A 14933-nucleotide genomic window follows, 5' to 3' on the forward strand; every position below is an offset into this window, starting at 1 on the left:
TTATAGAATTTTTGTAACTTTCTGAACACCAACCCATTTTATCCTTTATGAAACGGTTCTGGATCGGAATGGCTTGCCTGATGGCGGGCTGCATGCAACAGGGCAAACCCAAACTCGTTTTCGACAGCGTCTCCGAAACGAGGCAAATCGAGGCCATAACCCTATTAGGGGATACGTTATTTACCGAAAGGGCGCTCCCGAGCAAAGCTTTGGATAAGTACGAAACTGCAAAGCTGGACTATGAAAGTGCACCGGAATCCGTAGAAAACCTCATCTGGTACGGCAGGCGTTGTGCCTATCTCAAGCATTTCAATAAAGCCATTGCCATTTATACCGAGGGCATCTCCAAATTCCCAGAAGATGCACGCTTATATCGGCATCGCGGCCATCGGTATCTTTCTACACGACAGTATGATAAGGCGGTCAGCGATTTTGAAAAGGCAGCCTTGTTGATGGAGGGCAAATCCGACCAGGTAGAACCCGATGGGCTCCCAAATGCACAGAACATCCCGATCAGCAGCTTGAAAGGCAATATTTGGTATCATCTTGGTCTGGCACATTACCTGCAAGGGAACTACGAAAAAGCCCTTTCGGTCTTTTCAAAACGAAGCGAGACCAATAAATTCGATGATAACCTCGTATCGGGCGGACATTGGATGTATATGATCCTAAAGCGAATAGGGCGATCGCAGGACGCCGCTGAAATACTAGCCCCGATCCATAAGGACCTTGATATCATCGAAAACACCAATTACCATACGATTTGCCTCTTTTACAAAGAGGTCATTGGTATGGACCAAATCACCATCAGGGGTGATGGATCTTCTTCTGACGATGTATTCCTTTACGGATTGGGCAATTGGCAACTTTACGAACAAAAAGACACGGTAGCGGCTAAAACTTACTTCAAAAGACTCTTGAACGAAGGCAACCCCTACTCCTTTGCGTATTTGGCCGCTGAATCGGATTGGAAACGATTCTTCGAATCACCATCAGCATCCGTTGAGTGAATGCAGGGAGCTGGATGATTCTCCCAAAGCTTTGCAAATAGCACGATGAACTTGATGCAAAAGCCCTACTTTTGGCAAAAATTTCCAATTTCTTGAGAAAGGCTTTTCCTTTTTTGGTCGGATGCTGCTTTTTTATGGCCCAGGCCCAAGAGCAATCACCACAAGAACGTCAGATCAACATCGTCTATGGGGCGAATTTCACCAAAGACGAAGCGAAGTATCCCGGGGCATCCATTTTCAGCAAAGATGATGAACGGCAGGTGCAGTTCGAACATCAAGGGGCCGACCTATGGTGTGATATCGCCATTTTCTACTCCCAAGAAAACAGATTGCAGGCGATTGGCAACGTGCGATTGCAACAAGGCGATTCGATCGAGATGAACAGCGGTAAACTCGATTATGACGGTGACACCCGTTTAGCCCGTGCCTTCGAAAAAGTCGACCTCACCGATGGGCAGATGACCCTGACCACCGATACGCTGTACTTCGATCGTGAAAAGCAATATTCGTATTACAATTCCGGCGGTAAGGTCGTCGATTCGGCGAACACCTTGACCAGCATCATCGGCACCTATTTTATGGAGCTGAAGAAAGTACAATTCTTGAACAACGTACATATCGACAACCCGGAATACCAAATCGATTCAAAGCAACTCGACTACTACCGGGTTTCTAAGGAAGCCTTTATGTACGGGCCATCGACCATTACGGGCGAAGACTACAAAATCTATTGTGAACGTGGGTTCTATGATACCCGAATCGAACAGGGGTACGGGATCAAGAACACCAAGATCAACTATAGCAACCGGATTATCGAAGGGGATAGTGTGTATTTCGACAAAGCGACCTCCTTCGCGTCGGCCACGAATAACATCACGGTCACCGATACGATCAACGATGGGGTCATTCGAGCCCATTATGCCGAGGTTTTCAAAGAAAAAGATTCGGTTTTCGCTACCAAGAGGGCCGTGGCGGTAAGTCTGGTTCAGCAAGATTCATTATACATCCATGGGGATACCTTGATGGTCACGGGCAAACCGGAAGAGCGTATATTAAGGGCCTTCCGCAATGCCAAATTTTTCAAAAAAGACTTGAGTGGTAAATGCGATTCGATCCACTCGGCGCAAAATACCGGTATCACCCAACTGATCAAAGACCCGATCCTTTGGAACATCGACAATCAAATGACCGGAGATAGTATCCACCTGATTTCGGATGTAGAGACCGATAAGCTCGATTCCCTTAAAGTCATCAACAACGCCTTCATCGTTTCTTTGGATACCATCGGCAACCGGGGCTATAATCAAGCCAAGGGCATCGACATGTTCGGAAAGTTCGAAGAAAACGAGCTGAAAGTGATCGATCTGGTCAAGAATACCGAAGTCATTTATTACATGTATAACGATGACGATGAGTTCGTAGGGGTCGACAAGACGACCTGCAGCAAAATCCGGTTGATCATGGAGAACAGCGATATCGATGAGATTACCTTTTTCATAGACCCTGATGGCGACATTTTTCCAGAAGAAGACTGGGCAGAGCAAGTACAACGTCTAAAAGGCTTCATTTGGCGGGGTGATGAACGTCTGATGACCAAAGATGATATTTTCGACGCTGATGACAACAATATCCAATTGGTAAAGATCAAAGGCATCGAAGAACCGCTCATATTCAATGACAGCCTGTTCAACCCACCGAAACCGGTCAAGCCCATGCTGAAACCAGCGCCTAAACCGGCGCCACAGCTGAGTGAAGCCGACGACCTTCCGGCTTCACACCCCTATTCGGGAAGGTATGAAAAGGTGAAGAAAACCAAAGGCCTGGAAGTTGGGCATTATGTCATCGCCAATGTATTCGGCGAAGAATCGAACCTTAGGCCGTTTTTGATATCCTTACGCTCCCAAGGGTTCGAACCTTCCTACTTTCAGCGAAAAGTAAACGGGTATTACTATGCCTATTTGCAACGCTTCGATACCTTTGAACAAGCTGCGAAAATGGTGAACAGCCAATTTAACGGGCGCTATGACAAAGACCTTTGGATCCTTGAGGTCAACTAAAAGATAGCCTGGCAAAATAGAACCGATATCGAGGTGAAAGAAGATTTCCTCAAATACCAAGCACAGACAAGTGCCCATCCACTCGGACTTGAAATCTCAAAAGCCGAGGGATCCTACGTATACGACACCGAAGGAAATGCCCATTTAGACTTTGTAGCGGGCGTATCCGCCTGTGCTTTGGGCCATCGACATCCTAGGGTGGTGAAGGCGATCCAAGAACAGACTGAGCGCTATTTGCACGTCATGGTGTATGGGGAATACGTTCAAGGTCCGGCAGTAGCCTTTGCCAAAAAATTGGCAGCCCAGTTGCCTGAAAACCTGCAGACCACGTATTTGGTGAATTCAGGAACCGAAGCTATCGAGGGTGCCTTGAAATTGGCGCGACGCGTAACAGGTCGTAGTGAACTCATCGCAGCCGATAAGGCCTATCACGGCAATACCATGGGCAGTCTTAGTGTGATGGGTTATGAAGAGCGCAAACGGGCCTTTAGACCCCTAATCCCCGATGTGCGATTCTTGACCTTCAATGACTTCGATGGATTGGCGATGATCACAGAGAAAACGGCCGGGGTCATTTTGGAGACCATTCAAGGCGGTGCAGGTTTTATCCTTCCGGAACCCGGCTACCTCAAAGCCGTCAGAAAACGTTGTGATGCGGTAGGTGCATTATTGATACTGGATGAGATCCAACCCGGATTCGGCCGTTGCGGCTCCTTATTCGCTTTTGAGGATTACGAGTGTGTGCCCGACATCCTTGTTATCGGAAAGGGAATGGCCTCAGGCCTTCCGGTGGGTGCCTTTGTAGCCTCGCACGAACACATGGCCCAACTGCAAGAGCGACCGAAATTAGGACATATCACCACATTTGGCGGAAATCCTGTCATAGCGGCAGCTAGCTTGGCAACCTTGAGCGAATTGACTGAAAGCCAACTCATTCCGGAAACCTTGATAAAAGAAAAGTACTTCCGATCGCTTTTGGTACATCCTTTGATTAAGGAAATACGGGGAAAAGGCCTCATGCTGGCACTCCTTTTCGAAGCCCCGGAAATTGCCGATTTCCTGGTCTTAGGTGCTGCCCGAGAACAGCTGATCTTGTTTTGGTTGTTGTTCGAAAGCAGGGCCGTTCGGATCTCACCACCCTTGACCATTTCGATGGATGAAATCGAAAAAGGATGCCGACAGATCTTGACGATATTGGATGGCTACCCCGGCCAAGCTGTTAACTAATTTGTTGATAACATACCCAAATTACGGACGAAAAACAGGCGGGTAAACCGCTAATTTTAAGTCCATAGATTAAACAAACTCCTTTCTATGGCGTTGGAACCTAACGGAAATCCTGATAAATCCATCCTTAAATTCGAATCGATGTTAAAGACAGATGATGTCTATTTCTTTGATTCTGAGGATTTTGAGGATATCATTCACTACTATCTCAATTTGGGCAAGGTTTCTTTAGGAAAGAAAGCCATTGAAATCGGGTTGCAGCAACACCCGAATTCCGTTGAATTGAAGTTGTTACGGGTCGAGGTATTGGTATTCGAAGACCAATTCGAAAAAGCCGGAAGGATCCTTGACGATCTGCAGACCATCGATTCGAGAAATGAGGAAATCTTCATACAACGGGCCAACATCCTCTCTAAGCAAGACGACCATCAAGGAGCGGTGAACATGTTGCTCTCGGCAATCGAGGTCGCCGATGAAAATTTTGATATCTATTCGCTATTGGGAATGGAATATTTGTTCATGGACGACTACGAAGCTGCCAAACAAAGCTTTATGAAGTGTGTATCCATCGACGATAGGGATTATTCTTCGCTCTACAACGTCGTGTATTGTTTCGAATTCTTAGAGGACTTTGATGGGGCCATTCACTATCTCAACGAATACTTGGAACGCAATCCGTACTGCGAGGTAGCTTGGCACCAATTGGGTAAAATGTACATGGCCAAAGACATGCAAAAAGAAGCGTTGACGGCCTTTGACTTCGCGATTATTTCAGACGATACGTTTTTGGGGGCGTACTTCGAAAAAGGCAGGGTGCTTGAAAAACTAGGGCGCTACAATGAAGCCATCGAGAGTTATGAGACCACCATTACCCTTGATGACCCGACCTCACATGCCTATCTCAGGATCGGCAGGTGCCATGAGCGATTGGGCAATGATGAAATGGCCAAATATTATTACTACCAAACGGTTCATGAAGACCCACTTTTAGACAAAGGTTGGCTCGCTATTACCGAATTTTATTATCGAAAAAAGGACTACAACAAAGCCTTGCGGTACATCAACAAGGCAGTGAACATCGATGGGGAAAATGCCCAATATTGGAAAAAGAGTGCCCAAATCTACGTAGCCTTGGCCAATTTCGACGAAGCCGATTTCGCCTTCAAGCAAACGGTCGACCTTGGGAATTATGAATTGGACACGTGGAGGGAGTGGGCCATGGTCTTGATGCAACTTCAAGATTTTCCCTCGGCCACCCAAGTCTTGCTGCAAGGCGTGGAGTTCTATCCTGAAAACGCGATGCTCCATATGCAACTTGCCGCAGCATATCTTAAACTGGACAAAATAGCGGCCGCCAAAGAGAAATTAAGTATTGCCTTACAATTAAATACGGAAAATACAGTTCTCTTTGAGGAGCTGTTCCCAGAATTCACCCAAGTGAAATGGGTCAAGGACATGTTTTTGGAAAGCAAGCAGGCTTCCGATTGATTTGAAAAAACCCTAAACATTCGCAATGACATCCAGAAAACTGATCGATTACGTGATCATCGGGCTCAAAGGCATGGCCATGGGTGCCGCTGACGTGGTTCCCGGGGTATCCGGAGGAACCATCGCTTTCATTTCCGGGATTTATGAGGAATTGATCACTTCGATCAACAACATCAAACCCAGTTTGTTCAAAACACTGAAAAACGAGGGGTTCAAATCATTTTGGGAAGCTTTGAACGGCAATTTCCTACTGGCCCTTTTTTCAGGGATTTTGCTAAGTGTCTTCTCATTGGCCAAATTCCTGAGTTGGTTGTTGGAGAACCAACCCGTGCTTTTATGGTCCTTTTTCTTCGGATTGGTCTTGGCCAGCGTATTTTTGATTGGAAAACAAATCGGAAAATGGTCGCTGACCAATGTCCTGTTTCTGTTGGGCGGGGCTACCGTCGCTTATATCATCACCACCTTACCGGTCAATGAAAATGTCGCCGGACTCCCTTTTTTGTTCCTTTCGGGGGCTTTGGCGGTATGTGCGATGATCCTTCCTGGTATTTCCGGGGCGTTCATCTTGGTACTTCTGGGTTCGTACAAGACCATCTTGGACGGCGTCCACGAACGAGACGTGGTCTTGGTGATCACCGTAGTACTCGGCGCGGTTTTTGGTTTGTTGAGCTTTGCCAGGTTGTTGAAATGGATGTTCAAAAAATTCAAAGACCTCACCTTGGCTTTATTGACCGGGTTTATCATCGGATCTTTAGCGAAAATATGGCCGTGGAAGGAGGTTTTGCGTAGCAAAATATTCGATGACAAGGTGATTCCAGTGGAGGAAAAGAACATTTGGCCGACACAGTTTGATGGCGATCCCCAAATACTATGGGCCTCGGCACTCGCCGTACTAGGATTTTCACTTATTTTTATTCTCGAAAGGGTCGCTTCGAAGAAGTAACCTAGCTCGGGAACAATGCATACATCAAGGACTTTTTGGGACAAGGTATATTTGGTCATCAAAGGCCTGTTCATGGGTGCCGCCAACAAGGTGCCTGGGGTCTCCGGGGGCATTGTTGCCTTTGTCGGTGGCTTTTATGAAGAGTTCATCTACTCCTTGCAAAAACTGAACGGCAAGGCTTTTCGATTGTTGATCAATGGTAGGTTCAAGAGTTTTTACCGGTATTGCAACGGCCGTTTTCTACTCTTATTGATTTTCGGTATGCTGATCAGTTATTTCAGTATTTCGAGACTACTCGATTTTTTCTTGGAGAAAAAAGAACTCTACGTTTGGGCCGGTTTTTTCGGAATGATCTTGGGATCGATCTATTACATTGCCAAAGACTTTCGCCCATGGAACAAGAAGACGATTACCGCGGGCATCATTGGCCTCATCATCGGAATATCGTTGAGTTTTCTGAGTCCGGCAAAAGAAAACGACAACCTCGTATTTATTTTTTTCTGCGGTATGATCAGCGTTTCAGGAATGACCCTACCCGGTCTTTCCGGTTCGTTCATCCTGATCTTAGTGGGTAATTATGTGCTTTTGTTGGTCGATTCGGTCAACGCCTTATATGATTCGTTTCGGCAATTGACCCAAGGCGATCTCAGTTTTTTCGGGGATCCCGAACGTATGCGAATGTTAAAGATTTTGACGGTCTTTACCCTGGGGTCTACTGCGGGCCTCGTCACCCTATCCCATGTTTTGGGATATGTCTTAAAGCATTATCGGTCGATTACCACTGCCGTGATCATCGGATTTATTTCAGGCTCGCTGGGGGTGGTCTGGCCCTGGAAAAAGACGATTTTCAAAATGGACGCATCGGGCAATAGGTTGTCCGATTCGAACGGCGACCTCATCATTGCCAATTACAGACGGTATTGGCCGGATGTTATGGATATGGAGACTTGGGGTGCCATATTCTTCATTATTTTTGGCATCTTTATCCTATTGAGTCTCGATTGGTATGGCAAAAACAAAAGGGCGAAACAAGCACTTCGGTCTGATCGGTAAGAATATCGGATATTCTTTTTCGCGGAATTATTTCTCAGAAAAATTCGAACGGGAAGGACTTAGCGGGTTCCGCTATGAAAACTTCGATTTGCCAGACCTTTCCGAAGTCAATGCGTTGCTCCAGCGACCTGACCTCGGTGGTCTGAACGTAACCATACCCTATAAACAAGAAATCATCCCCTATTTGGATGCTGTTGACGAAACCGCAGCTTCCATAGGTGCCGTGAACACCATTCGCTTAGTCGAGGGCAAGACCATGGGGTTCAATACCGATTGCATCGGGTTCCGGCGCTCTTTAGAACCCTTATTGGTAGCCGGGGATCGACGAGCGTTGATTTTGGGTACCGGAGGAGCCAGTAAGGCCATAGCTTTTGTGTTGGAGGAACTGGGCATAGGGACGCGTTTTGTTTCAAGAAGTCCCGTCGCGGGTCAATTGTCCTATGAAGACCTGGATACCCAAACTATGGAATCCCATCAACTGATCATCAATTGCACCCCCTTGGGCACCTACCCCGATATCGAAGCAAAACCCAAGCTACCGTATCAAGCATTATCCAAAATGCATTTGTTGTACGACTTGATCTACAATCCGGAACGTACCGCATTTTTGCAGCATGGACAAGGCTATGGGGCCCGAATCAAAAACGGCCTTGAAATGTTGGAACTCCAAGCCGAAGCGGCATGGGAAATCTGGAATCGGTAAAGCCATTCCCCATTTAGTCACGATTGCCCCTCCTACTAAAGAAACAAGCCGTATTTTTGTCATTGGCCGCTAGAGTTAGTAACTTACGATAGCAAGCCCTCAATCAAAAACAAATATCCGTTCGTGATGGACGAAAAAGAACACAAACTGCAGGAGACTGCGGAAGATCAAAAAGACGGTATCGAAACCACTCCCAAAGCGGAGGTGACGCTTGAAGCTCCGGAGAGCGAAGCATCCGGATCGGAAGTAGACTCCACCGAACCTGAAGCTGCCGTGGAAAAACCCGAAGGGCAAGCCGAAACTTCCGAAGCGGAAGTCATTGCTGAAATCGAGCAGGAAAATGCGGAGGATGCCGAGGATTCCGAAAACGAAAAGCGCCATCACATCCCCATTCTCGATTACCATTCCATGTCCATGGAAAACCTGGTCGGTGAACTGCAGCGCTTGGTAAAAAATGAGAAGGTACAGGCCATCACCAAGCATGTAGGTAGTATCAAACATGAGTTCGATTTAAAGTTCCAAGAGTTCATCGAGCACAAAAAAGAAGAGTATGTGGCCAACGGAGGGAATGAAATCGACTTTCGCTACAATTCGGTCACCAAAAGACAATTCAACGAGGTTTTCAAAGAGTATCGTGAAAAAAGGAACCATTATCATAAAAACCTTGAAAAGGAACTAAAGGACAACCTTCAAAAACGCTTGGAACTCATTGAAGAATTGAAAGGCCTGGTCAACGTCGAAGAAGACATCAATACCACCTACAAGAACTTCAAGGAAATCCAAGAACGTTGGCGCAATGCAGGTGCGGTACCAAGAAACAACTACAACGATGTTTGGCGCACCTACCATCATCATATAGAGATATTCTACGATTTCCTGCATCTGAATCGCGAACTTCGGGATCTAGACTTCAAACACAACCTTGAAGAAAAGGTCAAGCTTGTTGAAAAAGCGGAAGCACTACAGCAGGAAACCGATCTGGGAAAAGCATTTCGGGAATTGCAGATCTTGCACAAGGTCTGGAAGGAAGATATCGGACCCGTAGCTAAAGCAGACCGTGAACCCATTTGGGAACGATTTAGCAATGCCACTAAGGCAATGCATGCCCGTCGGCAAGAACACTTTGCACAGTTAGAGGCCGACTACACCAAAAACCTGGAAAAGAAAGAAGAAATCATCGGTCAAATCCATTCGGTGGCCGAAGCGATCGCTGACAACCATAGGGGGCTGCAACAACAAATCAAGGAAATCGAAGCCCTAAGGGAATCCTTCTTCAAAGCGGGTCGGGTACCCCAAAAAGTCAATGAGGAAACCTGGTCGGCCTTCAAAGAATCGGTTCGGCGTTTCAACCGGGGCAAAAACGACTTTTACAAGAAACTCAAGAAGGAACAGCTCGATAATCTCGAAAAGAAAAGAGGGTTACTGGCCAAGGCCTTATCATTGAAGGATAGCGAAGACCATGACACCGCTACACCTGAAATGAAAAGGATACAAAGTGAGTGGAAAAAAATAGGTCACGTACCCCGTAAGTACTCCGATAAGATCTGGAAAGAGTTCAAAGAAGCCTGCAATCATTACTTTGATAAATTGCACGCTGAACGAAACGCCAGCCAGAAGGTGGAGTTAGCGAACTTAAAACTCAAAAACGATTGCCTCGATCGTCTTCGCGACTTTCAACTATCAGGTAAGAAGGATGCCGATTTAAAGGCCATAAAAGGGTTTATCGAAGAATGGAAAGGACTGGGGCGTATTCCTTACGGAAAACGGCATATCAATGGTAAGTTCAATAAGATCATTGATGCGTTGTTCAAAAAACTGGGTGTCAACCAACAAGAATCGGAGCTGCTCCGATATGGGGATAAGATCAAACAATTGGCCAATTCCGATGATGAGCGGGCCATCCGAAACGAACGCACGTTCATTCGTCGCAAAATCGAGGAGAGCAATACCGAAATCCGCCAGTTGGAAAACAACCTTCAATTCTTTTCGAATGCTTCCGAAGACAATCCATTGGTCAAAGAAGTGGTGCAGAACATCAAACGCCATAGAGATGCCCTAGATACCTGGAAAGCGAAACTCAAGAACCTGAATATCCTAGAAAACAAACGCGCCAAAGGCGAGACCACTGACGACGAAACCCCAGCCGGTGAAGAAGAGGAATAAGCCAAGCTCTTATTCGAACCGTTCGTGACCTAAACCTTATTATTTCGCCACATTCACCGATCGGGTCTCCCGAATGACGGTTACCTTGACCTGACCCGGATAGGTCATATCGGTCTGGATTTTCTGTGAAATTTCAAAAGACAGTTCGGCCGCTTTATCATCACTGACCTTTTCGCTTTCTACTATGACCCGTAGTTCGCGTCCTGCCTGGATGGCATAGGCTTTTTGCACCCCATTGAAACCAAAGGCGATATCCTCCAAGTCTTTCAAACGCTGGATGTACGAATCAAGGACTTGTCGTCGGGCACCCGGCCGCGCGCCACTTATGGCATCACATACCTGAACGATAGGCGAGATCAGGTTGCTCATTTCGATTTCATCGTGGTGGGCGCCAATGGCGTTGCACACCTCTTTCTTTTCCCCATATTTTTGGGCCCATTGCATACCAAGAATGGCGTGTGGGGTCTCCACCTCCACTTCATTGTTCGGCACCTTGCCGATATCATGTAGCAATCCCGCACGTTTGGCCAGCTTGGGATTCAATCCCAATTCCGCAGCCATTACACCACAGAGTTTGGCGACTTCACGTGAATGCTGCAACAGGTTTTGCCCATAGGAGGAACGGTATTTCATGCGGCCCACGGCCTTGATCAGCTCTGGGTGTAATCCATGGATACCTAAATCGATAACGGTGCGTTTTCCGATTTCAACGATTTCCTCGTTGATCTGTTTTTCGGTCTTCTTTACGATTTCCTCGATGCGTGCTGGGTGAATGCGTCCATCGGTGACCAAACGGTGCAGTGAAAGACGTGCCACCTCTCGACGCACTGAATCGAAACATGAAAGGATGATCGCCTCCGGCGTATCGTCAACAATGATCTCGACCCCTGTTGCGGCCTCTATGGCCCGAATGTTCCTTCCTTCGCGCCCAATGATCCGTCCTTTGACATCGTCAGATTCCAAGTTAAAAACCGACACGCAGTTCTCAACGGCTTCTTCGGTTCCGATTCGTTGTATCGTATTAATGACGATTTTCTTGGCTTCTTGTTGCGCGGTCAATTTCGCTTCCTCCAGGGTATTTTGCAGATAGGCCATCGCATCGGTCTTTGCGGTTTCCTTTAAAGACTCCAGCAGTTGGCTCTTCGCATCTTCTGCCGAAAGTCCGGAAATCACCTCCAATTGCTGCACTTGGCTTTTGTGTAGTTTTTCGACCTCTGATTGTTTCTTACTAAGGATTTCGCTCTTATGTTCTACCTCTTTGATTTGGTTCTCAAGACGTTCGTTCAACCGCTTGTTCTTCGATAACTCACCACTGATCTGCGATTCCTTGTCGCGGGTCCGTTTCTCGGCCTCCGCGATTTTCTTGTCTTTGTTGATAATGACTTTTTCGTGTTCGGCCTTGAGTTCAAGGAACTTTTCCTTGGCTTGGAAAATTTTATCTTTTTTGATGATCTCGCCTTCTTTCTTCGCTTCTTTAATGATCCCCGAAGCTTCACGTTTGGCGTTTGAAAGCGTTTTGGTCGCCTTGCCCTTTTCGAGCAGTTTCGCGATGACGAAACCTATGAGAAGGCCTGCGACACCGGCTATGATGAGTATAACTGTGTTATCCATTCTGCAATGTTTGGTTATAAAAAAAGCCCACATCGGTGAAGTCCTGTACAAACTCCTAATAACAGGTTTAGGGCTAACAAGCTGCTCAAAAATCCCTATACGAGTAGGGCCCGCTTTCACAACTTCAACTCACCCTTTTTAAATCTAATAGTGTTGAGTTTGCCAAAAATTAATTACCAATGTGGGCAGTAACAATGTTTTTTAAAGAACTTATTCTGATCCAAGTTTGCCGTCGACCAGCTCTTGCAACGCTTTCAATCGTTCTAGGGATGTCTTCAGATCTTCCGATTCGTTGATCCCTCCTTGCTCAATTTTCGAAGCGAACTGTAAGGCGCACATCGCCAATACATCCTGCTTGTCCCTCACGGCATAGTTCTGTTCGAATTTCTTCGCCAGGTTCTCAATGTTCTTTGCCGCTTTCCTCAACCCTTCCTCTTGCCGTGGATCAATGGTCAGGGGGTAAACCCTGTCGGCAATGGAAAGCTTGATTTTGAGCTTTTCCTCCATAAGTGTTGTTCGGCACTATTCGGCCAATTGGGCTATACACAGGTCCAATTCGCGTATCAGTGCATTTATTTTGAGCTTTGCCTCAGTTTTATTCGTATTACTGCCGAGCATTGAATTCGCCAATCTCAGGGAGTTGTATTTTTCTTCCCAATCGACCATGGCGCTCTTGGTAGTTTCCTGTTTTTCTTGGATAGATCGAAGTTCTTCCTTCAACTTGGCATTTGCTTGATTGAGCAATTCCAGTTTATGCAGAAGCTTGCTAATCTTGTTTTCCAAAGAGTCAACGATTTCAACAAGTTCGCCCATATGCAAATTGCAATGCGTGTCTCACAAAGTTAACCATCCTTAGGTAACCATCCAATAATTTTATCATTTAATCGAAAGCGGGCAAGCTGTTCGAAAGCCTCCTCCAACTTGGGGGTCTATGTCGCCCGTATTGGTTACTTTCGTAGGGAAAACGATTGTGTAAATGCGCCTATTCCCTTTTGTGACCGTGCTCTTTTTGGCAATGAACCTCTTCGGTCAAGAAAAGTATCCACAGGATCAATTCCGTTCCCCTTTAGATATTCCCCTGATCTTATCCGGCACCTTTGGTGAACTGCGATCGAACCACTTCCATTCCGGTATCGACATCAAGACCCAACGACGACAGGGACTGCCTGTCTATGCAATCGCCAACGGCACCGTCACACGTATCAAAGTGTCTTTATGGGGCTATGGCAAAGCACTCTATGTGGCCCATCCCAATGGCTTTACTTCAGTCTATGCCCATTTGAAAAAATTCAGTCCCGAAATCGAGGCTTACATCAAGAAAGAACAATACCGTAAAAAATCATATGAAATAGAGCTTTTTCCCGAGTACGGTGCCCTAGCGGTCAACAAAGACGAAGTGGTCGCCTATACGGGCAACACCGGGGGCTCCTTCGGGCCACATTTGCATTTCGAGATCCGTAACAGCGTCACGGAAATGCCGACCAATCCGCTGCTCTACGGGTATGAGGTACGGGATGCGACCGACCCCTCTTTGGTCGGGCTTTACGGCTACCCCCTGTCGGCAGATGCGCATGTCAACCAAAGTGCTTCGAAAATACAATTGAATTTTACCAAACAGGCCGATGGGTCCTTCTTGGCCGATCCGGTAACCGCTTCGGGCACAATCGGTTTCGGGTTCAATGCCTTTGATCGGCAAGACATGGCAGCGAACAAGAACGGGGTGTATTCGGTGACACAAAAGGTCAACGGAAAGGTGGTATCGGCTTATGATTTCGAAACCTTCTCCTTTGGTGAGACCCGGTACATCAATACCCTGATCGACTATGCGCATTACGGGAAATTCAGACAACGCATCCAAAAGTGCTTTAAAGAAGATGCGAACAAATTGGGGATTTACAAATCGTTGTACCTCGACGGTAAAATCAAGGTTCTGGAAGGATACGACTACCAGGTTGAATTGGATATTGCCGACATCGAAGGCAATAAGGTGAAGGTCAACATTCCCGTTCACGGCAAAAGCGAACCGATCAAAGTGCCTTCGAAATCCAAAAAGACCGCATACTTCTTGGAAGCGACAAAACCGAACAGTTTCGATTTGGAAGCGGCCAAGGTCTACTTTCCGATCAGCACCTTTTACCAAGATTTCCATATCGACCTGGAAAAGGGTACGGACACCATCAAGATCCATGATAAAACGGTGGCCGCGCATCGGAATTTTACGATCCAATTCGATGCCTCGCATTTGGATGCATCCGAGAAAAGCAAAAGCTTTATCGCCCATCTTGACGAAAAAGGCAACCCATCCTATGCGAAAACATACCGCCGCGACAACGCCCTATTGACCCGGACCCGGACCTTGGGTCGGTATACCATCGCCCAAGACACCATAGCACCGAAAATCCAACCCAAAAACTTCAAGGATCGGCAGTGGCTGAACAACTATAGCTATCTTAGTTTGCGGATCAGCGATGACCTAAGTGGTATCGACACCTATGAAGCCACCCTCAACGGTGAATGGATTTTAATGGAATACGAGCCCAAAACAAAGACCATCACCTACAATTTCGATGATAAAATCGCCGACCAGACCCAATGTCTGTTGCAAATCACCGTTACCGATAATGTAGGCAATAGTAGTTCACTTGAACAGGTATTTTTCAGAAAATAGCATTTTGTCA

At 46.6% G+C, this 14933-nt stretch carries 12 protein-coding genes and 1 other RNA gene; 9 read left to right on the forward strand and 4 right to left on the reverse strand.

The features are described from left to right. The first annotated feature begins 47 nt into the window (after window positions 1-47). From ABV409_RS11425 to ABV409_RS11460, 8 genes are all read left to right on the forward strand, one after another. Window positions 48-1010, forward strand: a complete 963-nt coding sequence (locus tag ABV409_RS11425; protein ID WP_353877723.1) for a tetratricopeptide repeat protein — start codon at window positions 48-50, stop codon at window positions 1008-1010. Window positions 1011-1144: 134 nt separating this feature from the next. Continuing rightward, a complete protein-coding gene (locus ABV409_RS11430; RefSeq protein ID WP_353878170.1) occupies window positions 1145-3067 on the forward strand; it encodes an OstA-like protein in 1923 nt (640 codons plus the stop codon). A 33-nt stretch (window positions 3068-3100) separates the two neighbouring features. Then, entirely contained in the window at window positions 3101-4294 is a 1194-nt protein-coding gene (locus ABV409_RS11435; RefSeq protein ID WP_353877724.1) for an aspartate aminotransferase family protein, read from the forward strand. Between the two features lie 87 nt (window positions 4295-4381). Then, window positions 4382-5782 carry a tetratricopeptide repeat protein gene (locus ABV409_RS11440; protein ID WP_353877725.1) on the forward strand — a complete coding sequence of 467 codons (1401 nt, stop codon included), beginning with the start codon at window positions 4382-4384 and terminating at the stop codon, window positions 5780-5782. Between the two features lie 25 nt (window positions 5783-5807). Beyond that, complete coding sequence (locus ABV409_RS11445) at window positions 5808-6725, forward strand: DUF368 domain-containing protein (RefSeq protein ID WP_353877726.1); 918 nt, start codon at window positions 5808-5810, stop codon at window positions 6723-6725. A gap of 15 nt (window positions 6726-6740) precedes the next feature. After that, window positions 6741-7778, forward strand: coding sequence for a DUF368 domain-containing protein (locus ABV409_RS11450; protein WP_353877727.1), 1038 nt, complete (start codon window positions 6741-6743; stop codon window positions 7776-7778). Then, on the forward strand, window positions 7732-8481 hold the full coding sequence (locus ABV409_RS11455; protein ID WP_353877728.1) for a shikimate dehydrogenase family protein: 750 nt from the start codon (window positions 7732-7734) through the stop codon (window positions 8479-8481). The genes ABV409_RS11450 and ABV409_RS11455 overlap by 47 nt, the downstream gene beginning before the upstream one ends. A gap of 126 nt (window positions 8482-8607) precedes the next feature. Beyond that, window positions 8608-10644 (forward strand): DUF349 domain-containing protein, encoded by a 2037-nt coding sequence (locus tag ABV409_RS11460; protein WP_353877729.1) that lies wholly within the window; start codon window positions 8608-8610, stop codon window positions 10642-10644. A 39-nt stretch (window positions 10645-10683) separates the two neighbouring features. On the opposite strand, the gene rny is transcribed toward ABV409_RS11460, so the two are convergent. The 4 genes from rny to ABV409_RS11480 form a co-directional block, all read right to left on the reverse strand. Beyond that, entirely contained in the window at window positions 10684-12255 is a 1572-nt protein-coding gene (gene rny, locus ABV409_RS11465; protein ID WP_353877730.1) for a ribonuclease Y, read from the reverse strand. A gap of 49 nt (window positions 12256-12304) precedes the next feature. Further along, a non-coding RNA gene (ssrS, locus tag ABV409_RS11470) (6S RNA) lies at window positions 12305-12414 on the reverse strand. A gap of 51 nt (window positions 12415-12465) precedes the next feature. Then, window positions 12466-12762, reverse strand: a complete 297-nt coding sequence (locus ABV409_RS11475; protein ID WP_353877731.1) for a cell division protein ZapA — start codon at window positions 12760-12762, stop codon at window positions 12466-12468. A gap of 15 nt (window positions 12763-12777) precedes the next feature. Then, entirely contained in the window at window positions 12778-13068 is a 291-nt protein-coding gene (locus ABV409_RS11480) for a hypothetical protein (RefSeq protein WP_353877732.1), read from the reverse strand. A 163-nt stretch (window positions 13069-13231) separates the two neighbouring features. Between ABV409_RS11480 and ABV409_RS11485 the strand changes: the two genes are divergently transcribed. Continuing rightward, the gene (locus tag ABV409_RS11485; protein ID WP_353877733.1) at window positions 13232-14923 is read left to right on the forward strand and encodes a M23 family metallopeptidase; all 1692 of its coding nucleotides are present in this window, start codon (window positions 13232-13234) and stop codon (window positions 14921-14923) included. Window positions 14924-14933 lie beyond the last annotated feature (10 nt).

Source organism: Flagellimonas algarum (assembly GCF_040513375.1).
Taxonomy (GTDB): Bacteria; Bacteroidota; Bacteroidia; order Flavobacteriales; family Flavobacteriaceae; genus Flagellimonas_B; species Flagellimonas_B algarum.